Source organism: Paenibacillus elgii NBRC 100335, from assembly GCF_004000865.1.
GTDB classification, from domain to species: Bacteria; Bacillota; Bacilli; order Paenibacillales; family NBRC-103111; genus Paenibacillus_G; species Paenibacillus_G elgii.
This window is the reverse complement of the sequence record NZ_BIMB01000040.1, coordinates 16,037-37,294: the sequence shown is the minus strand read 5'-3', so window position 1 is coordinate 37,294 and position 21,258 is coordinate 16,037. Positions and strand designations below refer to the sequence as shown.

The following is a 21,258-nucleotide window of genomic DNA, read 5'->3' as shown; positions in this document are numbered from 1 at the left end:
GATATCGGTGAAAAGCAAAGCGGAGCGGGCGGAATCGTTTCGGAGACACGTCAGGCCGGGGAGGTACGGCGGTCGGAAGACCGGTCCGCTCGCGAAGCGGTTTGTTGATTCACCGGATTTTAAAAGGAGGGAACGGAAGCCATGAAAGTGTTATTTGCCGCGTCAGAAGCCGTACCTTTTGTCAAGACGGGGGGACTTGCCGATGTCATCGGCTCGCTGCCCAAGGAGCTGGCGAAGCAGGGGATCGACGTCCGGGTCATCCTGCCCAAGTACGAGGACATTCCGGCACGTTTCACGGAGCAGATGGAAACCGTCGCTTCCTTTACTCTCCAGATGGGCTGGAGAAGCTTATACTGCGGGATCCAGAAGCTGGAGCATGACGGGATCGCATTTTATTTTGTCGATAACGAATTTTACTTCCGGCGCAAGGGCTGTTACGGCTACGGTGACGATGCGGAACGCTTCGCCTTCTACTGCCGCGCCGTGCTTGACGCTTTGCCGCATATCGATTATATGCCGGACCTGCTGCACTGCCACGACTGGCAGGCGGGTATGATTCCGGTGCTCTACAGGGCGCATTTCAGCCACCAGCCGCTGTACTCCCATCTCAAAACGATCGTTACGATTCATAACCTGAAATACCAGGGCGTCTTCGGCAAAGAGCAGTTTCAGGACTTTTTTGCCCTGGGGGAAGAGCATCTGCACGGGTATGCGCTGGAGATGCACGGCGGGGCAAGCTTTCTGAAGGGCGGTCTGCTGTACTCGGATTATATTACGACTGTCAGCCCGACGTATGCGGAAGAAATCCAGACGCCGTATTACGGGGAGCATCTCGACGGGCTGCTGCGCAGCCAAAACGGCCGGCTGCAAGGCATACTGAACGGGATCGATTACGAGGAATTCGATCCGATGACGGACCCGCATCTGGAGTTCAACTACCGGGATTCATATGCGAAAAAGCAGGCGAACAAGCTGAAGCTGCAAGAGCGTCTGGGCCTGCCAGTTGACAAGGACGTACCGTTGATCGCGCTGGTGACGCGTCTGGTTGACCAGAAGGGGCTTGCGCTCATCGACCGGATGATCGCCGAGCTAATGGCGCTTGATGCGCAGTGGGTTGTACTGGGTACTGGGGAGCCGCGGTTCGAGGAACTGTTCCGCTGGGCCGCTGGCATGTTTCCGGACAAGCTGTCGGCGCAAATTTTGTTCGACGAAGCGCTGGCCCGCCAAATTTATGCCGGGTCGGATCTGTTCTTGATGCCTTCGCTGTTCGAGCCGTGCGGGATTGGCCAGCTGATTGCGATGCGGTATCGCTCCGTCCCGATCGTCCGCGAGACCGGCGGACTGCGGGATACCGTGACGCCTTATGACGAAACGACCGGGGAAGGGACCGGTTTCAGCTTTACGAATTATAACGCCCATGACATGCTGTTCACAATCGAGCGCGCCGTTCGGTTATACCGGGAGCCGGGCGTGTGGACGAACCTGATGAACAACATCAAGAAAAAAGATTTCAGCTGGCGCAGATCGGCTCAGCAATATGCCGACTTGTACCGTCAATTGGCGGTTGCATCCGAGGTTGGGCAGTGAGCGAACCAGCAACTTCGTCCCAATGGAGCGAAGGCCGGCAGCGCTATTCAGGTGCGCGTATCCGGCCTTCTTTTTTGGCTTAGGCGCCGTCAGGCTCCTCTTCATAGTACATGGTCTCCCGGTTAAAGGAGCGGTTAATCGCCAGAAAGGCGTGCAGCAGTTCGAACAGCTCGGCTTGGTTCAGCACTAATGCCGGCCTGCCTTCCGATCCTGTCGTCGTGTCCGAAACCTGGAACAGGATCGACTTGTACGTCGGATTCATCTGAATCTCGAACTGATCTTTTTTTAGCACGCTTTCCCACATCGTCTCATCCAACCCTTTCGCTTTCGATGGTCGCCCCACGAATGGAACGCTGTTTCCTACGATATGCCCCTTTCTGCGGATGTATTCCCGCTAGATTCTCGCTCAAGGTTTTATCCCCGCCGCGCCTCCTAAAAAATAATTCTTGACGAAAGCGAATAGATGAGTAAAATTTTTAGTATAGAATTATTTTAATCTGAATAGTATTTTCTACGACTATTTTTTTACCCTAAAAGTTGCGCTAGGACAACAAATTTAGCCCGGGACATGAATGTTAGATTATGACATCATTTTTTGACTGGGGCATCTTGTTGCTGGAATATATACAGATTGAGGTGTAGACCATGAATGAAGAACTGGGAGTACAAACGAGAATCGAACAAAGCCCGAGTGCCAAAAGAAAAGAGCGTACGGAAAACGAGAGTGGCTGGAGATTGGAAAGAACGCAGCATACGCTGCCTGAAGTATACCGTTCCTTGAAAATCCCGAAGAGCGGAAGCTGGATTAAAAAGTTTTTGGCTTTTGCCGGACCTGGTTATTTGGTTGCCGTAGGGTATATGGACCCGGGGAACTGGGCTACGGCTATTGCCGGAGGCTCCGTATTCGGCTACTCGCTGTTATCGGTTATTCTGATTTCGAATCTGATGGCGGTTCTGCTGCAGGCGCTTGCCGGGAAGCTCGGAATCGTCACCGGCCGGGACCTTGCTCAAGCGTGCCGCGACCACTATAGCAAGCCGGTCTCGATGATGCTGTGGGTGTTGTGCGAGCTGGCCATCGCCGCGTGCGATCTGGCCGAGGTCATCGGTTCGGCCATTGCGCTGCAGCTGCTGTTCGGTATTCCGCTGCTGTACGGGGTCATGATCACCGTGCTGGACGTGCTGCTTGTGCTGCTGCTGCAAAACAAAGGCTTCCGTTACATCGAAACGTTGGTCATCGTGCTGATCGCGACGATCGGCGCCTGCTTCGCGGTCGAAATCTTTTTGTCCAAGCCGGACATCGGCGGTATCGCCTTGGGATTCGTACCGACGACGCAGATCGTTACCAATCCGGCTATGCTTTACATTGCCATCGGCATTTTGGGTGCGACGGTCATGCCGCATAACCTGTATCTTCATTCGTCGATCGTGCAAACGCGGCAATTCGAGCAGACGACGGCCGGTAAGCGGCAGGCGATCAAATACGCCACTTGGGATTCGAGCATCGCTTTGTTTTTCGCGCTATTCATTAATGCGGCGATTCTGATATTATCGGCTGCGACATTTCACCGGGCGGGCTTAACCGAAGTGGCGGAAATCAACGACGCTTATCAACTGCTGACGCCGCTGCTGGGAACCGCTGTCGGAAGTATTTTGTTCGGTGTAGCGCTTCTGGCCTCGGGACAAAACTCGACGTTAACCGGGACGCTGGCCGGGCAGATCGTTATGGAAGGCTTCCTCAACTTCCGGATGCCTTCGTGGTTGCGCCGGTTGATCACACGACTGATTGCGATCATCCCTGCCGTCATCGTTACCGCTATTGCGGGAGAGAGCGGAACGGCGAAGCTGCTCATTCTCAGCCAGGTCATCTTATCTTTCCAATTGTCGTTCGCCGTCATCCCTCTCGTTAAATTTACGAGCGATAAGAAAAAAATGGGCGAATTCGTCAATGCCCGGTGGCTGACGGTCTTGTCTTGGATTGTTGCCATCTTTATTCTGGCATTGAATATTTACCTGCTCTATGCCACGTTCGCAGACTGACCGCCTGGGAACAGGAATAGGAATGCTCTACATTACGTTCTAATGAGTTCTTTTATGCCGGCGTATTTTCCTGTATAGTGAAATGAACAATGCAATTTTCGATGGCAGGAGCTGGAGTAGAAGATGATCAAGATTGTTTCTCTTAATGTAGGTAAACCACAACCCGTTCCGTTTGAGAAAAAGGAAGTGTCCACGGGCATTTACAAGCATCCCGTCGAGGGTGAGGTATTCCTGTCTTCCTTGAATTTCGACGGGGACGGGCAGGCGGATCTAGTACATCACGGCGGCAAAGACAAAGCGGTGTGCGTCTATCCTTACGAGCATTATGCTTATTGGGTCAAGCAGCTCGGAAGAGAGTTGCAATACGGCGCATTTGGCGAAAATTTGACGACGCGAGGCTTGCTGGAAGACGATGTCTGTATCGGGGATACATTTCAGGTAGGCGGCGCCATACTGCAGGTCAGCCAGCCGCGACAGCCTTGCTTCAAGCTGTCGGTTAAATACGGCGTACCCGAGCTGCCGCTCTGGGTGCAGAACACCGGCTATACCGGCTATTACTTCCGGGTGCTGCAGGAAGGGAACGTCGCCGCAGAGGACGAGCTAATCTTGCTGGAGCGTCATTCGCATGGCCGAACGGTTACGTTCGCCAATCGCATAATGCATCATGAGAAGCAGAATGCAGAAGGAATGCGCGCCATGCTGGCCGTTGATCAGCTGTCCGACAGCTGGCGCAAAACGTTCGAGAAACGGCTCGGCGGCATCGAAACCGATACGAAGGAACGGTTGACCGGTCAAGCCTAAGGAGCCGAGGCGGGTTGTCGGCTTCGGCTTTGTGAAAAAAGGACGTGTCCACATGCTATAGAAGCATGGGGCACGTCCTTTTTGCGATTCAGATTACAGCCACGTAGTTTTTTCCGTGAACGTCGTTCGTTTCGTCGGCGCAGCTTCGCCTTCGGGGTAGCCTACGCAAAGCGTGGCTATGATTTTTTGCCCTTCCGTCGCGCCTACAAAACGGTGAAGCCGTTCGTCCCGGACCAAGCCGACGCCCCGGGTTCTCCAAACCATGCCAAGGCCAAGCTCGCCGGCCGCCAGCCACATGGAATGGATGGCGCAGGCAACGGCGTATTCGTTGTCCTCGGACGCTTCCGCATCGCCTGGCACGACATCCGATGCGACAACGATAAGAAGCGGCGTGTTCCGGACCGCCGTCATGGAAGCTTCGATCAGCTCCGGCTTCGTAGGAAACCGCTCCTGCAGGAAGGCAAGCGCCAGTTCCGTGTAGCGCTCCTTGGCCTCGCCACGCACCACATAGAAGTGCCACGGCTCTCGAAGCCGGTCGTTCGGCGCCGACGTTGCAGCCTCCAGCAGCTTTTCGATCTTGTCCGTTTCGACTTCGCGGGCTTGAAAATTGCGCACGGCTCTACGGTGGCGCAGCGCTTCCGTAATCGTATTAGTCATGATTTCCGCTCCTCCAAACCAGTCCAATAAATAATGAAATTAAGGAATGATGACGCTGACGATCAACGATTATTGTATGCTTTTTCCGGCATGTTTTCAATCCGCAGTGACGGCTCTACCCGGTTGCCCCGGTTAAGGCCCAATGCTACAATGAAAGGATCATAAGGTCCGTTGGGCAGTAAAAAAGGTGGCTGGCAGGTTGAACATCTTCGGAAATTTATACTTCGTGCTTTCGTTTATTAACATCATGTTTGCGTTTGCCGTCATCTTTCTGGAGCGACGAAATATCGGAGTCACGTGGGCGTGGCTGATGGTCCTGCTGTTTTTGCCGGGGATTGGATTCGTCGCTTATTTGCTGTTCGGGCAAAACCTCAGCAAGCGCAAAATTTATAAAGCGCAGGAAGCGCAGCTGCATAACATGGCGCTGCTGGTCGAGAAGCAGATTGATGCGGTCGCTATGCGCCGGATCGAATACCACGATCCGGTCATGGAAGATTACCATGATATGATCTATATGAATTTGCAGAACGGCTACGCCTTCTTTACGCAAGATAACCGGATCGACATTTTTACGGAAGGCAACCGCAAATTCGACTCGCTCTTCGAGGCGATCGCCGGGGCGAAGCATCACATTCATCTGATGTATTACATTGTCCGGGACGACGGATTGGGCCGGAGGCTGATCGCCGCGCTCAGCGAAAAGGCGAAGGAAGGCGTGCAGGTCCGTTTTTTATACGACGATATTGGGTGCGCGGGACTATCCAAGCACTTCTTCCGGCCGCTTCTGGCGGCAGGTGGGCAGGCATCCGCCTTTTTCCCGTCCCGCATTCCGTATGTGAACATGCGGCTGAACTTCCGGAATCACCGGAAGCTGGCGATCATCGACGGAACGTGCGGATACATCGGCGGGTTTAACGTCGGGGATGAGTATCTGGGGCTGGATTCGCGCTTCGGCCCGTGGCGGGATACGCATCTGCGAATTGAAGGCAGCTCCGTGCTTCAGATGCAGGCGCAGTTCATTATGGATTGGAATCTGGCTTCACGAATCAAGCTGAACCCGATCGAGGAGTATTTCCCGCTGCCGATTCACGAGGGGCACGCAGGGGTGCAAATTTTGTCGAGCGGACCTAACAACGATCGGGAGCAGATCAAAAATGCCTATATTAAAGTGATCAACTCCGCCAAGGCGTCCGTTTATTTGCAGACGCCGTATTTCATTCCTGACGAAAGTCTGCTGAATGCATTGAAGATGGCCGCATTATCCGGGGTGGACATCAAAATTATGCTTCCTGCCGTACCTGATCATAAAATCGTATATTGGGCGTCGTTCTCTTATTTGGGCGATCTGCTCGATGTCGGCGTCAAGTGCTACTTGTATCACCGGGGCTTCATACATGCCAAGACGATCGTAGCCGATGGGAAGGTCGGGTCCGTCGGAACGGCTAATATCGATATCCGCAGCTTCAAGCTCAATTTTGAAGTCAATGCTTTGATCTACGGAGGGAATACCGCGTCCAAGCTGAAAAAAATATTCGAACACGATCTGAAGCACTGCACGGAATTGACGCTGGAGCGGTATTACAGCCGTCCGCGCTTTCACCGCGCGCGCGAGTCGGTTACCCGATTGCTGTCGCCGATCTTATAGATCGCGGTCCCGCCATCAATTCCCTCGCATAGCCTTGCCTTCCTATTTTCACAATAGGGAGGAGGAGGGATTGCATGGGCAAATCGTGGCAAAGCATCGTATGGACGCTATCCGTCTTGCTGTTCGTTGCAGGAGCGGCTGCTTCCTGCAGTCAGCCGCAGCCGAAAAGCCGGATCAACTCGAACGTGCCGGGTGAAAAAGCGGCCTTGCCGCCCACGCCGGACAGCAGCGTGCGCATGAAGGAAGCTGGCGGCGCCAAATCGTGGCGCACAACGGCCGATGCCATTATCGCGGAAGGCGTCAAATATATGGGGACTCCATACGTCTACGGGACGGAACGGTTTGAGGACAAGGCGTTCGATTGCTCGTCCTACGTTCAATATTTGTACGGTCATCACGGGGTCTCGCTAGGCTATAACGCCAGAGAGCAAGCGGTACAAGGAACAGAAATTGCGTTCATGAACATGCGGCGAGGCGACTTGATGTTTTTCTCGGACGAAGATTTTCCGAATGAAACGGGTCTCAATAAAGTCCGGCATGTGGGGATCTATATGGGGGAAGGAAAAATTCTTCATACGTATCAGCCCGGGATCGGCGTAGTGATCAGCAATATTCATAAGGACGAGAAAGAAGGAGAGTATTGGTACCAGCATTTCTTGTTCGCACGGCGAGTTATTCCGGATCAAAAATAGGAGAAACAATTTATTTTTGTTGAAAAAAATGAAAATTTGATCCATAATGAATAGCGAAGCCTGTCGGACGCTTTAGCGTTGCGGCGGTGCAGCGCTATTTTTTTGTTTCTAACCAAACACGGGGGTGAAAAAGGTGGTTCAACCTGCTCCAACCGAATTTGAATACTACTTGAACGAGACCGATCAACCGTTTGCCGGATGGGATTTCTCGCGTCTGACCGATACGGGAAGAATGCGAGAGTTTCCGCTTCGCTGGAATTATTACGTTCACGTCCGGGAACGGCTGTCCGCCGTCCGGTCGCTGCTGGACATGGGCACGGGTGGTGGCGAGTTTCTTGCTTCGCTCGCGCCGCTTCCGGCGGATACCGTGGCGACCGAAGGCTATGAGCCGAATATCCCGGTTGCCGCAGAACGGCTGAAGCCGCTGGGCGTGCCGGTCGTGCCGGTGAAAGACGACGAGCGTCTTGCATTGGAGGACGCCCGGTTTGAACTGGTCATCAACCGTCATGAATCGTTCGCTCCGCAGGAAGTCGTACGCATCCTGAAGCCGGGCGGCACGTTCCTTACGCAGCAGGTCGGCGGGGACAACGATAGGGAAATCAACGATTGGCTCGGCGCACCGCCATTCGAGCTTGCCGATTGGCGCCTTGAAGTGGCGGCGGAGGGGCTGGAGCGTGCCGGGCTACGGATCACATTTCGTGACGAGGAACACACGAAGACAAGGTTCTACGATATCGGAGCCATCATTTATTATTTGCAGGCGATCCCGTGGCAGATTCCGGATTTCTCCGTACGGAAGTATGAGGGCGCCCTGGGAGAAATACATGTCCATATCCGCAAGCACGGTTATATCGACACGACGTGCAGCCGGTTTATTTTGACGGCTGCCAAGCCGTAAGTTGAATGCTTGGATCAGGCCAAAGTTTTTTGTTCGATGCGGAATTCCGGCCACTGCCATGATTTGAATCTTATTATACTTGGAGGTCGTACGTCCCATGACAAATCGTTGGATAACGAATGTTCGAGTTGCGCTTGCCGATCAAGTGCTGCCGCTGGCTTCCGTGCTCGTAGAGAACGGGCGGATCGCCGAAGTGAAGGAAGGGGGGCAGGAGGGGCCGAACGTCATCGACGGCCAAGGCGGGCTGCTGATTCCTGGAATGATCGACGTCCACATCCACGGAGCGGACGGGTTCGACATGATGGACGGCACGTGCGAAAGCATTGAAGCGGTGTCCCGCGCCTGCGTGCGGACCGGCTGCACTTCGTTTCTGGCGACTTCGGTCAGCTCGACGATCGAGCAGCTTCTGGCGATGATCGAGTGTGTACGGCGTGTGGCCGGACGTGAACCCGGAGCGCGAATTGCCGGAATTCATATGGAAGGTCCTTACTTGCATCCGAAGCGGAAAGGTATGCAGAATGAGCGCTACCTGCGGCACCCCGATCTCGCGGAAATGGAGGAGATCCTCCGGCAGACCGGCGACCTAATGAAAATGGTGACGCTGGCTCCCGAGCTTCCCGGTGGCAAAGAGCTTGTGGCGCATTTGGCTGCCAAAGGAATCATCGTTGCGCTGGCGCACTCCGATGCGACTTACGAGGAAGCGAAAGAGGCGTTCGCGCTGGGCGCCAGCCATATGACGCACTGCTTCAACGGGATGCGGCCGATTCATCACCGGGAGCCCGGTCTCATCGTCGCGGCGCTTGAGGACGAACGCGTCAGCTTGCAAGCGATCGTCGACGGCGTCCATCTGCATCCGGCCATCGTCCGGCTGATGCACCGGATGAAAGGCCCGGAAGGAATGGTGCTCATTACCGATGCGCTGCAGGCGATGGGACTTGGCGACGGAACGTACCTGTTCGGCGGCCATCAGGTGGAAGTGAAGGACGGCGTCGCCCGGCTCCAGGACGGCTCGCTTGCCTCCAGCACGGTCACGATGAACATGGCGCTCCGTCAGACGGTAGAGCTGGGCATTCCGCTGCATGAAGCCGTCGCGATGGCTTCAACGACGCCGGCCCGCATTCTCGGCTTGACCGGCAAGGGGCGGATCGAGCCGGGCGCCGACGCCGATATCGTGCTGCTGGACGCGGACTACCACGTCCGGTGGACGATGATCGAAGGCGAAATGGTGTACGGCGGCCAAGCGGTATAAACGAAAAAGGACAGACCGAGCGAAAGTTCACTCGGCTGTCCTTTTGTTGTTGTGGGCGGCTTCTCCCGGCAATATCCATTCGCTCGATTGGCGGAACATCGGCTCGAACGGCACCAAAATTTTGATCGGTAGCGGGTACGGATCGCGGATGCATTGCAGCATCGTTTTTGCGGCAACAACGCCGATCTCGTACGTCGGAATATGGATCGTGGACAGCGGCGGAATCGTGTAGCGCGACGGCTCGTTATCGTCGAAGCCGACGATGGCGAACTCGCTCGGAATGCGGTAGCCCTTCTCGGCAATTGCCCGCATCGCCGCCATCGCCATAATGTCGCTTGCGGCAAAAACCGCCGTCGGCAAATCTTCGACGTGCTTGTCCAGATACCGCAGCATGAGCTGATACGCGTTGTTCGGCTCCCATCCGGCGTCGATGATCCGCTGCGCCCGAATCGGCAGCCCCGCCTGCTCCAAAGCCGTCCGGTAGCCCCGGTAGCGCTTCTCCTTCTCGAATTTGCCGGAGCGTCCGGTGCCTCCGATAAACAAAATGTCGCGGTGGCCTTGCTCGATCAGATGATGGACCGCCTGCCGCGCCGCCTCCACCCGGTCGTACGATATCGTTGGAATGTCGGGGTCTGACACATCGATGCCGACAATGTTGCGCATGTGCTTTTTCAGATGGTTGTATAACTTGGCCTCAATACCTTCGATAACGATCAAGCCCTCGACCTGGCTATCCTGAACGACATGCTTCAAAATTTCCGGCTTTTTCAGCTCTTCCTGCGTATAGGTGAAGGCGATTTTATAGCCGTGCTTGGCCAGCTCCTTCTCGATGCCGTCGCAAATGACCGAGAAGTAAGGGTGATAGTGGCGGTTCTGAAGCGTTGACACGATACAGCCGATGCCTCGTGCGCCTCTGCCGTCGTCGCCGGATGATTTGATCTGATAGCCGAGCTCCCGGGCGACGTCCCATATTTTTTGTTTGGTTGCGGTATTCACGGTTCGGTTGGCGTCGTTGGCCAAGACGCGGGACACCGTGGAGACGGACACGCCGACGCGGTCCGCGATATCTTTCAGTGTTGGCATAACGTAACCCCGCTTCTTATCGGATAATGAGAAAATTTGCCGCAAATTCTACTTTTCATGTTACGCAAAACGGGGCGTCAGGTCAACTGAAATGATCACTGCAAAACGAAATATATTTTTGCAATAATTGCCGCAAATATTTGAAAAATAATTATTGACTTTGCGCAATGAAAGCGGTACATTTTGGATAGGTAATCGATTCCAATCCACGATAAACGATTTACGAGAAAGGGGAACTCGAATGAAAGGTGCACAACGATTGACTATGGCATCGCTTTTTGCCGCTCTGGGCTTATCTGTGGCACTATCCGGCTGCTCGACAGCGCCGACGCCCGGTACAGCTGACGGCAATGCAGGCGGGGGGAACGGCCAAAAGGTGAAACTGGTGTTCTGGAGCCATCAGGCGGAGGCATTCAACGATAATTATAAGAAGCTGATTGACAGCTACATGAAAGCGCACCCAAATGTGGAAATCAGCTATCAAAGCTTCCCGTACGACGTCTATAACCAAAAGCTGAAAGCGTCGTTCTCCGCGCAAAATCCGCCGGATATTGCCGAAGCGTTCGGCACGTGGGTGCCGGAATATTCCAAGAATGGGCTACTATCGGAGGTTCCGGGCGGCGAGGAGGCCGGCAAAGCGTATTACGAGGCCCCGCTCGGCGGGTTTAAGTGGGACGGCAAGCTGTACGGGCTTCCGCTCGAATTCAATATCGAGAACGGCGGCATGCTGACGCATCCCAAAATGTTTAGCGACAAAGGACTCGCTTATCCGCCGAAAACATGGACGGAGCTGGTCGACAGCGCTAAGGCTTTGACGGTGCGCGACGGCAGCGGGATGAAGGTGAACGGCTTCGATTTCATCTCGGGGGACAACATTACATTTACGTTCCTGTCGATGATTTTGCAGCAGAACGGCAAGTATTGGGGCAGCGACGGCCATGTCAATTTCCAGACGCCGGAGGCGGTGAAGGCAATGACGACGCTGAAGGATCTGGTTGTGCGGGACCAAGTGACCGACCTGACGGCTTTCGGGGGACAGCTCGATTCGTCCGACTACTTCTTCAAGGGCGGGGCGGCGATGACCTATCGGGGACCGTGGACGATTGCCGCCGGTCTCGACAATTATAAGGCGAAAGATTTCGAATACGTGCCGGTGCCGTCCTTTACCGACAATCCGCCGTCCTTTGCGGCCGAGTCCGGGTGGGGGCTGGTCGTTTCGAAGAAGAGCAAGGCGTCCAAGGAAGCGTGGGACTTCATTCAATTCCTCTCGTCGAAAGAAAATCTGAAGGCGTGGAACCTCGGCACCTTCACGGTACCGGCCAAGAAGGAGGTCGCGGAGGACCCGGAATTCGTGAGCAAAAATCCGTTCATGAGGACATCCGTCGGCTTGCTGCCCCACGGGCAATGGATCGGTCTCATCTGGGACCGCGATCATTTCTTTAAGCAAATCAACGATCATTTCCAGCTCATGGTGAGCGGGAAGGAAACGGTGGAAAACGGATTGAAAGCGATCGAGAAGGCCGTCAACGATAATCAAGATCAACACAAGTAAACCGGGAGTGTTAAGGGATGGAAAACAGCTCTAGTATACCCAGCAAGCCCGGCGGCAAAGCGCTCCGGAGCAGCGCAGCCGCCCAAAACCGCAAGGAAAAACGGTTCGCGTTCGTATCCTTGACGCCGATTCTGCTGCTGTTCGGCCTGTTCGCCTTCGCTCCGATCGCCTGGAGCCTGATCTTATCGTTCTACAAATTCAGCCCGCTGGCGGACCAGTCGCCGTTTGTCGGATTGGACAATTATGTCCGGCTGTTTCACGATGCTATCTTCCTGAAATCGTTATGGGTGACGTTCAAGTTCGTTGCGTTCACGGTCGTCGTCAACATTATCATTACGCTGCTGATTGCGCTCGGGATTCACCGGGTCCGGTCACGGCGGCTGCGCAGCGTGTTCCGCACCGTCTTTTTTCTGCCCGCGATTGCGCCGCTGTCCGGGTCGGCCGTCGTCTGGGGGACGATGTTCAGCGATCAAGGCCTGTTCAACCTGGTGCTGAGCAAGCTGCACATCCCGGCGGTGCATTGGCTGAGCGATCCGAACTATGCGCTGCTGTCGGTCATTGTCATGACGCTGTGGGCGGACATCGGCTACAATATCGTCCTGTTCATCGCCGGGCTCGATTCGATCCCCGACATGTACTACGAAGCGGCGACGCTGGACGGCGCGAGCCGGTGGCACATGTTCCGGCATATCACGCTGCCGCTGCTCAGCCGCTCGACGCTGTTCGTGACGGTTACGACCGTCGTCTCGTATTTCCAGGCGTTCCCCCAATTCCAGGTCATGACCAAGGGGGAGCCGTTCAACGAAACGCGAGTGCTGGCATTGAACATCTACGATCAGGCGTTTGGCAACTCGAATATGGGCTACGCTTCGGCGATGGCGGCGGTATTTTTGCTCATTATTTTGCTGGTGACGCTGCTGCAGCTCCAATGGGGGCGGTCCCAATGGGAGCATTGAAAGGAGGCTGCGGAACATGAAAACGAAAACGACCCTATTCGACGGCGTGCTGATCGCGGTTTTAACCGTGGCCGCCTGCATCATGCTGCTTCCTTACCTGTGGATGGTGCTCTCGTCGCTCAAAAGCAACATGGAGATCATCTCCGCGACGCCGACGCTGCTGCCCGAGCAGCCGAGCTTCGCCGGGTACGAGACGGTGTTCCGGGAGGCGCCGTTCTGGAGATGGCTGGCGAACAGCGCGGTCACTTCGGTTCTGGTCACGGCCGCTACGCTGTTCACGAGCGCGCTCGCCGGTTATATTTTCGCCAAGTATGAGTTTCCGGGCAAAAAGGTGCTGTTCGTTCTTGTGCTCGGCACGATGATGATTCCATTCCAGGTCATTATGATCCCGACGTATCTGATCGTCTCCAAGCTGGGGCTGATCAATCATCTGGCGGCAGTCATCCTGCCCAATCTGGTCAGCTCGTACGGCGTCTTTCTGGCGAAGCAGTTTATCGAGGACATTCCGAAGGATCTGATGGAGGCTGCCCGGATCGACGGAGCGGGCGAGCTGAAAGTGATGTGGCGGATCATTACGCCGCTGATTATGCCGATGCTGTCGGCGCTTGGGATTTTTACGTTCATGGCGTCGTGGAACAATTATTTGTGGCCGCTGATCGTGCTCAACGATACGGACAACATGACGGTGCCGCTTGCGCTGGTCTTTTTCAACGGGGCGCATACGGTCAACTACAATGTGGTTATGTCCGCTGCCGTGCTGATTACGGTGCCGGTTATTATCGTGTTCCTGATTTTCCAGAAGCAGTTTATTAAGGGTCTGACGATGACGGGAATGAAGTGAGTTTTACAGAAGTAAACAAAAGGACGGGAGAAGAGAACTATGACAAAAATTGCGATTATCGGAGCAGGAAGCGCGTTTACCCGGGAGATTGTGATGGATATTTTCGGGATTTCCGGCATGGATGAGGGGATTATCGCCTTGGTCGATATCGATCCGGCCCGGCTCGCTATTGCGCGCGGATTGGTCGAGCGCATTGTTGAGATGACGGGCAAACGCTGGCAGGTGCTGGCGTCGACGGACCGCCGGGAGGTGCTGGCCGGCTCGAACTTTGTGATTAACCAGATCGAGGTCGTCGGACTGGAGACGGTGAAGTACGAATTCGAAATTCCGCTAAAATACGGCGTCAAGCAGTGTATCGGAGATACGCTGGGGCCCGGCGGCCTGTTCAAAACGCTGCGTACGCTGCCGAGCTGGATCGAGATCGTCCGGGATGTGGAGGAGCTGTGCCCGGATACGATCATTCTGAACTACACGAATCCGATGTCGGCGGTGACGCTGCTCACATCGCGCATTACGGATATTCCGGTCGTCGGGCTGTGCCATTCAATTCAAAATTCGTCACGCCAGCTGGCGAAATATGCGGGCGTCCCGTACGAGGAATTGAAATGGAGAGCGGGCGGCATTAACCATATGTCCTGGTTCGTCGAATTGACGCATCAAGGGAAAGACTTGTATCCGGTGCTGCTCGACAAAATTCAGGACCCGGAGCTGCTGCGCAAAGATCCGGTCCGTTTCGACGCCATGAAGTACCTCGGCGCGTTCGTTTCCGAATCGAGCGGCCATTTCTCGGAATACATTCCGTATTACCGCAAAAGGCAGGATTTGATCGACCAGCACTGCAGTACGGGGTATAACGGAGCCACCGGCTTTTATGCGAACAACTGGCCGATCTGGCGGAAGACGAACGACGAGGAAATTTTGCAGCAGCTGTCGGGCGAGCTTCCGCTCGAAATGAAGTCGAGCCATGAGTATGCCGCCGTCATCATCGAGGCGATGGTAAAGAACGAGCCGAAGGTCATTTACGGCAACGTCGTCAATCAAGGGCTGATCTCGAACTTGCCGCAGGACGGCGTCGTCGAAGTCGCCTGCATGGTGGACCGCAACGGCGTGAATCCGTGCCGCTTCGGCCGGCTGCCGGAGCATCTGGCCGCTTTGTGCCGCACCAACATGGCGTTCTTCGAGCTGGCCGTATCGGCCGTGCTGGAGCGGGACAAGGACATGGCGCTGCACGCGCTGATGGTCGATCCGCTCACCTCCGCCGTCTGCTCGCTTGCCGAGATCAAGGCAATGTTCGAGGAGCTGTATGAGGCGGAGCGCGCGTTCGTGCCGGAGCTGAAGTAGAAAAAGGGAGGAAGAAACCATGTCTGTCGTCGTGCTTGGCGAATTGAACGTAGATATCATTATTTCGGGGAACGATCTCATGCCTGAATGGAACCGGGAGAAGCTGATCGACTCGTTCGACATCGTGCTCGGCTCCTCCTCGGCCATTACGGCGTGCGCGTTGGCCGGACTCGGGCAGGACGTCCGGTTCGTCAGCGTCGTGGGCGATGACGATTTCGGCCGGTTCTGCATCCGCGAGCTGGAACGGATGGGCGTTGATACGGCGCATGTAAAACGCGATCCCGCGCTGAAAACCGGCGTGACCATGTCCTTCTCGACACCGAGCGACCGGGGGCTGATGACGTATCCGGGCAGCATTCCGATGCTGCAGCCGCAGGACGTGCCGGATACGCTGCTGAAGCAGGCGGCTCACGTGCATTTCGGCTCGTATTTCCTGCAGGACGGCATGCGCGATCATTGGAAGCCGCTGTTCGAAACCGCGCGCACGCAGGGAAGCAGCACGTCGTTCGATACGGGATGGGATGTGCACCAGCTGTGGCACCGGGCTTCGATTCACGCGCTGCTCGGCGCTACGGATCTGTTTATCCCGAGCGAAGAGGAGCTGCTGCACATTTACGGTGCTGCGACGCTCGAAGCGGTGTGGGAGCTGCTGCCGCCAGATGCGCGGCTGGTGGCAGTCAAGCGCGGCGCGGCCGGCGCAGCGCTGTTTCAACCGGACGCGACGCCGCTGTCCGTCAAAGCCTACGATATCGTCCCGGTCGATACGACGGGGGCGGGGGACGCTTTTAACGCCGGGCTGATCCATGCCTATCTGGGCGGTCAGCGGGGCGAAGCGCTTCTCCGCTACGCCTGCGCCTGCGGGGCGATCGCCACGCAGGGCGTTGGCGGAACGGGACAGCTGCCAACCGCGGAAGCGGTGGAGAAGTTACAGGCATCTGTGGCGATCCGAAGCTGAGGCGCAGTTGATGAGACGCGGGCGGCCTGCCTTCGGGGCATTTTTGCAGGGGGCCGCCTGATGCTCAGCTAAAGGAGGTGGTGCGCACCGGGCGACAGAAGTGGTTTTAGGGGAAGTCTGCATGCAGCAGGTAGTAACTATGCCGATACTAATCGTTAAAGGAGATGAACGTTCGTGATCCGAATTCGAAACCAGGCGCCCCGCATCATCGCCGCCGCCGCCATCCTTTTCGGCATACTGGCAGCAAGTGTGGGAACGTCTCAAGCGCAAGCTAATCCCGTAACGTACTACGTGTCAACGTCAGGCAGCGACAGCAATCCCGGCACGAGCAGCAGCGCCGCGTGGAAAACGCTCCAATATGCCGCCGATCATGCCGCCCCGGGGAGCACCGTCTATGTATTGGGCGGCGTGTATAACCAGAAGCTGAAGATTACAAAATCCGGATCGGCAGCCGCAGGCCCGATCACCTTCGAGAGCTCGCCGGCTCAAGCGGCGATAATCGACGGAACCGGCTTGACCGTGTCCGGCGGCGAGGGTCTCGTGGACATCGCCGATGCCAGCTACGTCACGCTCAAAGGCTTCGAAATCCGCAACTACGCAACATCGGCCAAGGGCAAAGTGCCGATCGGCATCTTCGTCCACGGAGCGGGCAGCCATATCGAGCTACGCAATAACAACGTTCACCATATTAAGAACACCGCGACGCTCGGCTCGGATTTGGCCGGTCGGGATGCGCACGGCATCGCCGTGTACGGCACGAAAGCACCGACAGCGCTGGAGCGTGTCATCATCGACGGCAACACGCTGAGCGATCTGGTGCTCGGTTCCAGCGAATCGTTGGTGGTGAACGGGAATGTCGATTCATTCGAAATTACGAATAATCTCATTCACGACAACGACAATATTGGGATCGACGTCATCGGCTTCGAAGGAAAAGCGCCCAATCCGGCCTACGACCAAGCCCGGAACGGCCTGATTCGCGGCAATACCGTCTACAACATTACGTCCAACAACAACCCTTCCTACGGCAAAACGCTTCCGAACGATTCGAACGCGGCGGGCGGTATTTATGTGGACGGCGGAAAAGACACCGTGATCGAGCAAAACTACAGCTACAACAACGACATCGGCATTGAAATTGCCAGCGAGCATCAAGGAAAATCGACCAGCGGCGTCACGATCCGCAACAACCTGGTGTACGGCAACCGATATACGGGCATTGCCATGGGCGGATACGATACGAAGCGGGGCTCGACGGTCAATTGCATCGTCGTCAACAACACGCTGTATAAGAACGATACGAAAAATCTCGGCGGCGGCCAACTGCTGCTCCAATACGACACGCAGAACAACATCGTCAAAAACAATATTATGGTGGCCAGCGCATCGAACATTTTGATTTATAACGAATATACGAAAAACAGCGGCAATATTGTCGATTATAACTTGTACTTTGCGCCGGGAGGCGCTTCGAATGCGACGTGGACTTGGAAAAAGAAGGAATACTCCGGTTTTGCTGCCTATAAGTCGGGGACGGGGAACGACGCGCACTCGAAGTTTGCCGATCCTGGATTCGTGAATGCATCGGCAAACAATTTTCATTTGAAAGCGGCCTCTCCTGCGATTAACGCTGGGTCGACGGAGCCGGCCATCATCGGCGCCGCGGATCTCGACGGGCAGCCAAGAGTGCAGGGAAGCGGCGTCGATATCGGCGCGTACGAAGCCACGCCTTGACTTGGAAAGGTGTCCGAACGATTTGTTTAAAGCTTTGAGCAGGGGGTAGGAAAAAGAAGACGGATTTGATCCGAAGAGAGGATTAAGGTTCAACCGTTATGATAACCAAATAAGTCGGGGAGAGCGCCGTATGCCGTATGGATGCGGAAGCTCTCCCTTTTTTTATTTTATCAGACTGTTATGGCTCGATGCCGTACTGTTCGATCTTCCGGTACAGCGTCGTCCGGCCGATGTCAAGGAGGGCGGCGGATTTGCTCAGGTTCCAGCCGGTCGACTGCAACGCCCGTTGGATCGCCCCGATCTCTGCATCCCTTAATGTCGGCACGGACGGACCGTCACTCCGGCATTCAAAGTTGTCCGTTTGGTCGAGCTCGTCAAAATGCAGATGCTCGGGACGAATCGGCCCTTCTCCTGCGAGGAACGAAGCTTGTAACAGCACGCCGTGCAGCTCGCGGATATTGCCGGGCCAGCCGTAACGCAGCAGCTTGCGCTTCGTTTCTTCCGGCAGTTGGCGGTAGGGGCAGCCGTTCTTATGCAGCCAATGCTCGACGAGCGTCAGCAGATCGGAGCGTTCCCGCAAGGAAGGCAGCGTGATCTGGATACCCTTTAGCCGGTAGTACAAGTCCGCGCGGAAGCGCCCTTCCTTGATTTCCAGCGGCAAATGCTTGTGCGTGGCCGCGACGATCCGCACGTCGATGCGTCTTGACTTGGTGCTGCCGACAGGCGTGACGGTGCGCTCCTGCAATACGCGAAGCAGCGCAGCCTGTGCGCGCAGCGACATGTCTCCGATTTCGTCCAAAAAAATCGTTCCCGTATGCGCCGCCTCGAATTTACCCGTACTGCCTTCCCGGTTTGCTCCTGTGAACGCTCCTCGCTCGTAGCCGAACCATTCGCTTTCCACCAGACTATCCGGAATCGCGCCGCAGTTGACGGCGATGAAAGGGCGGTCTGCCCGCAGACTTGCCGAGTGGATCGATTGGGCGAACAGCTCTTTGCCCGTACCGCTCTCGCCGAGCAGAAGGACGGGAATATCGGTGAGGGCCGCTTTGGAGGCCAGGTCCTTCTTTTCTACAAAATTGGGGCATGTCCCGGCGATGTCGGAGAAGCTGTAGAGGCCGTGCCGGCCTTCTTGCGGCTTGCGGACAGCTACGGAGCGCCAGACGGTGCGGCTGCTGTCTTGAATGGTTTTGACGGAGAAGCCTTCGATGCCGTTGAACGGCTTACCGATCGCATCTTTGCCTACGGCACGCAGCGCCGCCTGGTTCGCCCGAATGATCCGGTTGTCCCTGTCGAGCGACAGCAGCGGGAGCGGGTTATGGTTTGCGGTGAATTCAAGCTCTTGAAGCGTAACGAGCTGATCCTGCTTCGCTTCCTCCAGCAGCAGCCGGTTTTGCAGCGATTCCGCGACCATGACGGCAAGAGTCAGACTGTAGTGGTGGTAGCTCTCCCGCTTGCCGCTGAAATTGATGACGCCGATCAACTCGCCTGTCGGACTGAAAATAGGGGATGAAGCGCAGGTGAGAAAAGCGTTGGCCTGGCAGAAATGCTCCGCCGCATGGACACGGACGGGAATTTTTTCGGTGATGGCGACGCCGATCGCATTGGTGCCTTTGCGTTTCTCGTCCCATACGGCCCCGACCTGAAGCTGTACGGCTTCCGCCCGCTTCGAAAAGCCCGGGTCCCCGGCAGCGTACAGAATGCAGCCTTGGGCATCGATGAGCAGAGCTGTTTGGCCGGATTGCTGAATAAAAGGTTTGATGGTGTCGAAAATTTGCGAGGCATGACGAACGATTGTTTCGTTTTCTTTCAATCGCTCCTGAAAGAGCTTTCCAGTCAGCAGACGGTCATCAAACGGGTCGGTCGGCTTCAATCCGTACCGCTGGCAGCGCTTCCATGAGCTTGCTACAACCTCCGTATAAGTCTGAATGTCCAAGGATGACAAGAAAGACACCTCCGGAAACATCAATATAAGTATAGAATATCACAACCCGTGAAGGTTCACCAATTGTTCACAGCAATTGTTCCATTTTGAACCGGAAAGAACGGAGGGAGTGTTCCGGAATGAAACAACTTTAAATAAAACGCTTACAAAAGTTCCTTGTGTGACGCGGCTAACACGTATTGGCACGATTTTTGCTTTATATATAGCGAAGTCAAAAAACATATCTCAAGGGGAGGAATTCATCAAGATGAAAGCGGCCGTTGTGAATGAGTTTCACCAGCAATTGGAGATTAAAGACGTACCCGTCCCGGAGATCGGCCACGGCGAAGTGCTCGTCAAGATTAAAGCGTGCGGGGTTTGCCATACCGATCTGCATGCCGCTCATGGAGATTGGCCGGTTAAACCGAAGCTGCCGCTTATTCCCGGGCATGAAGGCGTCGGCGAAATCGTGGCGCTGGGCGAAGGCGTGACTTCGCTTAAGCTGGGAGACCGAGTCGGAATTCCTTGGCTCTATTCCGCGTGCGGCGAGTGCGATTATTGCTTGACAGGGTGGGAGACGCTTTGCAAAAACCAGCTCAACGCCGGCTATTCGGTAGACGGTGGGTATGCCGAGTACTGCAAAGCGCCGGCCGCTTATGTGGCGAAAATTCCGGATAGCCTAAGCTACGTGGACGCGGCCCCGATCTTCTGCGCCGGCGTGACGACGTATAAGGCGCTTAAGGTGACGGGGGCGAAGCCCGGCGAGTGGGTTGCCATTTACGGCATCGGCGGGCTCGGCCATGTTGCGCTCCAGTATGCCAAAGCGATGGGCTACCATGTCGTCGCCGTCGATATTCATGACGATAAGCTGGAGCTTGCCATGGCTTTGGGGGCTGACTTGGCCGTCAACGGGCTGAAGGAAGACCCTACGGAAGCGATAGAACGGGAGATCGGAGGAGCGCATGCCGCGATCAGCGTCGCCGTGACGCCGAAAGCGTTCGAGCAGGCTTACCGTTCGGTTCGCCGGGGGGGAACGCTGGTCGTCGTCGGACTGCCGAATGCGGATTTGCCGATCCCGATTTTCGACACCGTGTTGAACGGCGTAACGGTCAAGGGCTCGATTGTCGGCTCGCGGAAAGATTTGCAGGAAGCGCTGGATTTTGCGGCGCGGGGTAAAGTGAAGACGAATATCGAGACGCAGTCGCTGGACCGGATCAATGAAGTGTTCGACCGGCTGCAAAAAGGCCAGATCAACGGACGTGTCGTTCTGACGCTCGATTGACGGTACAAGGCATACATTCGAATCCGT

Annotated in this window: 18 protein-coding genes; 14 read left to right on the top strand and 4 right to left on the bottom strand. The window is 55.7% G+C overall.

Going from position 1 to position 21,258, the window contains the following annotated elements; translation table 11 throughout:
• Positions 1–141 precede the first annotated feature (141 nt).
• Positions 142–1,587, top strand: coding sequence for a glycogen synthase GlgA (gene glgA, locus PEL01S_RS24440; protein WP_063183979.1), 1,446 nt, complete (start codon positions 142–144; stop codon positions 1,585–1,587).
• Between the two features lie 79 nt (positions 1,588–1,666).
• On the opposite strand, the gene PEL01S_RS24435 is transcribed toward glgA, so the two are convergent.
• Positions 1,667–1,930 (bottom strand): hypothetical protein, encoded by a 264-nt coding sequence (locus tag PEL01S_RS24435; protein ID WP_029191591.1) that lies wholly within the window; start codon positions 1,928–1,930, stop codon positions 1,667–1,669.
• Positions 1,931–2,232: 302 nt separating this feature from the next.
• Here PEL01S_RS24435 and PEL01S_RS24430 point away from each other — a divergent pair, with 302 nt between their 5' ends.
• Both PEL01S_RS24430 and PEL01S_RS24425 read left to right on the top strand, forming a co-directional pair.
• The gene (locus tag PEL01S_RS24430; RefSeq protein WP_255320156.1) at positions 2,233–3,624 is read left to right on the top strand and encodes an Nramp family divalent metal transporter; all 1,392 of its coding nucleotides are present in this window, start codon (positions 2,233–2,235) and stop codon (positions 3,622–3,624) included.
• Positions 3,625–3,747: 123 nt separating this feature from the next.
• Positions 3,748–4,425: an MOSC domain-containing protein gene (locus tag PEL01S_RS24425; RefSeq protein ID WP_063183981.1), complete on the top strand. Its 678-nt coding sequence runs from the start codon at positions 3,748–3,750 to the stop codon at positions 4,423–4,425.
• Positions 4,426–4,518: 93 nt separating this feature from the next.
• Here PEL01S_RS24425 and PEL01S_RS24420 read toward each other — a convergent pair whose 3' ends face one another.
• Complete coding sequence (locus PEL01S_RS24420; RefSeq protein WP_063183982.1) at positions 4,519–5,082, bottom strand: nitroreductase family protein; 564 nt, start codon at positions 5,080–5,082, stop codon at positions 4,519–4,521.
• 199 nt (positions 5,083–5,281) lie between these two features.
• Between PEL01S_RS24420 and cls the strand changes: the two genes are divergently transcribed.
• From cls to nagA, 4 genes are all read left to right on the top strand, one after another.
• Positions 5,282–6,727: a cardiolipin synthase gene (gene cls / locus PEL01S_RS24415; protein WP_063183983.1), complete on the top strand. Its 1,446-nt coding sequence runs from the start codon at positions 5,282–5,284 to the stop codon at positions 6,725–6,727.
• 74 nt (positions 6,728–6,801) lie between these two features.
• On the top strand, positions 6,802–7,419 hold the full coding sequence (locus tag PEL01S_RS24410; protein WP_231884783.1) for a C40 family peptidase: 618 nt from the start codon (positions 6,802–6,804) through the stop codon (positions 7,417–7,419).
• Positions 7,420–7,552: 133 nt separating this feature from the next.
• The gene (locus PEL01S_RS24405) at positions 7,553–8,317 is read left to right on the top strand and encodes a class I SAM-dependent methyltransferase (RefSeq protein ID WP_063183984.1); all 765 of its coding nucleotides are present in this window, start codon (positions 7,553–7,555) and stop codon (positions 8,315–8,317) included.
• A gap of 97 nt (positions 8,318–8,414) precedes the next feature.
• The gene (gene nagA, locus PEL01S_RS24400) at positions 8,415–9,566 is read left to right on the top strand and encodes an N-acetylglucosamine-6-phosphate deacetylase (protein WP_063183985.1); all 1,152 of its coding nucleotides are present in this window, start codon (positions 8,415–8,417) and stop codon (positions 9,564–9,566) included.
• A 27-nt stretch (positions 9,567–9,593) separates the two neighbouring features.
• Here the strand turns inward: nagA and PEL01S_RS24395 are convergent, their stop codons facing one another.
• Positions 9,594–10,649, bottom strand: a complete 1,056-nt coding sequence (locus PEL01S_RS24395) for a LacI family DNA-binding transcriptional regulator (protein WP_108531560.1) — start codon at positions 10,647–10,649, stop codon at positions 9,594–9,596.
• Positions 10,650–10,890: 241 nt separating this feature from the next.
• Here PEL01S_RS24395 and PEL01S_RS24390 point away from each other — a divergent pair, with 241 nt between their 5' ends.
• The 6 genes from PEL01S_RS24390 to PEL01S_RS24365 all read left to right on the top strand — a co-directional run bounded on the left by PEL01S_RS24390 (position 10,891) and on the right by PEL01S_RS24365 (position 18,028).
• Entirely contained in the window at positions 10,891–12,201 is a 1,311-nt protein-coding gene (locus PEL01S_RS24390; protein WP_239551472.1) for an ABC transporter substrate-binding protein, read from the top strand.
• A gap of 17 nt (positions 12,202–12,218) precedes the next feature.
• Positions 12,219–13,157, top strand: coding sequence for a carbohydrate ABC transporter permease (locus PEL01S_RS24385; RefSeq protein WP_127462113.1), 939 nt, complete (start codon positions 12,219–12,221; stop codon positions 13,155–13,157).
• Positions 13,158–13,173: 16 nt separating this feature from the next.
• A complete protein-coding gene (locus tag PEL01S_RS24380; RefSeq protein ID WP_036680501.1) occupies positions 13,174–13,998 on the top strand; it encodes a carbohydrate ABC transporter permease in 825 nt (274 codons plus the stop codon).
• A 39-nt stretch (positions 13,999–14,037) separates the two neighbouring features.
• On the top strand, positions 14,038–15,339 hold the full coding sequence (melA, locus tag PEL01S_RS24375) for an alpha-galactosidase (RefSeq protein ID WP_127462112.1): 1,302 nt from the start codon (positions 14,038–14,040) through the stop codon (positions 15,337–15,339).
• A gap of 19 nt (positions 15,340–15,358) precedes the next feature.
• Complete coding sequence (locus PEL01S_RS24370; protein WP_063183990.1) at positions 15,359–16,294, top strand: carbohydrate kinase family protein; 936 nt, start codon at positions 15,359–15,361, stop codon at positions 16,292–16,294.
• A gap of 174 nt (positions 16,295–16,468) precedes the next feature.
• A complete protein-coding gene (locus PEL01S_RS24365; protein WP_127462111.1) occupies positions 16,469–18,028 on the top strand; it encodes a right-handed parallel beta-helix repeat-containing protein in 1,560 nt (519 codons plus the stop codon).
• A gap of 178 nt (positions 18,029–18,206) precedes the next feature.
• Here PEL01S_RS24365 and PEL01S_RS24360 read toward each other — a convergent pair whose 3' ends face one another.
• Positions 18,207–19,970: a sigma-54-dependent Fis family transcriptional regulator gene (locus PEL01S_RS24360; RefSeq protein WP_231884785.1), complete on the bottom strand. Its 1,764-nt coding sequence runs from the start codon at positions 19,968–19,970 to the stop codon at positions 18,207–18,209.
• Positions 19,971–20,217: 247 nt separating this feature from the next.
• Here PEL01S_RS24360 and adhP point away from each other — a divergent pair, with 247 nt between their 5' ends.
• Positions 20,218–21,231: an alcohol dehydrogenase AdhP gene (gene adhP, locus PEL01S_RS24355; RefSeq protein WP_063183991.1), complete on the top strand. Its 1,014-nt coding sequence runs from the start codon at positions 20,218–20,220 to the stop codon at positions 21,229–21,231.
• The last annotated feature ends 27 nt before the right edge of the window (positions 21,232–21,258 follow it).

Bases quoted from the DNA above. Each gene is read 5' to 3' on its own strand.
- glgA (WP_063183979.1), top strand. From the start codon at position 142: ATGAAAGTGTTATTTGCCGCGTCAGAAGCCGTACCTTTTGTCAAGACG.
- PEL01S_RS24420 (WP_063183982.1), bottom strand. From the start codon at position 5,082: ATGACTAATACGATTACGGAAGCGCTGCGCCACCGTAGAGCCGTGCGC.
- PEL01S_RS24410 (WP_231884783.1), top strand. From the start codon at position 6,802: ATGGGCAAATCGTGGCAAAGCATCGTATGGACGCTATCCGTCTTGCTG.
- PEL01S_RS24370 (WP_063183990.1), top strand. From the start codon at position 15,359: ATGTCTGTCGTCGTGCTTGGCGAATTGAACGTAGATATCATTATTTCG.
- PEL01S_RS24380 (WP_036680501.1), top strand. From the start codon at position 13,174: ATGAAAACGAAAACGACCCTATTCGACGGCGTGCTGATCGCGGTTTTA.
- PEL01S_RS24430 (WP_255320156.1), top strand. From the start codon at position 2,233: ATGAATGAAGAACTGGGAGTACAAACGAGAATCGAACAAAGCCCGAGT.
- melA (WP_127462112.1), top strand. From the start codon at position 14,038: ATGACAAAAATTGCGATTATCGGAGCAGGAAGCGCGTTTACCCGGGAG.
- PEL01S_RS24385 (WP_127462113.1), top strand. From the start codon at position 12,219: ATGGAAAACAGCTCTAGTATACCCAGCAAGCCCGGCGGCAAAGCGCTC.
- nagA (WP_063183985.1), top strand. From the start codon at position 8,415: ATGACAAATCGTTGGATAACGAATGTTCGAGTTGCGCTTGCCGATCAA.
- adhP (WP_063183991.1), top strand. From the start codon at position 20,218: ATGAAAGCGGCCGTTGTGAATGAGTTTCACCAGCAATTGGAGATTAAA.
- PEL01S_RS24390 (WP_239551472.1), top strand. From the start codon at position 10,891: ATGAAAGGTGCACAACGATTGACTATGGCATCGCTTTTTGCCGCTCTG.
- PEL01S_RS24395 (WP_108531560.1), bottom strand. From the start codon at position 10,649: ATGCCAACACTGAAAGATATCGCGGACCGCGTCGGCGTGTCCGTCTCC.
- PEL01S_RS24425 (WP_063183981.1), top strand. From the start codon at position 3,748: ATGATCAAGATTGTTTCTCTTAATGTAGGTAAACCACAACCCGTTCCG.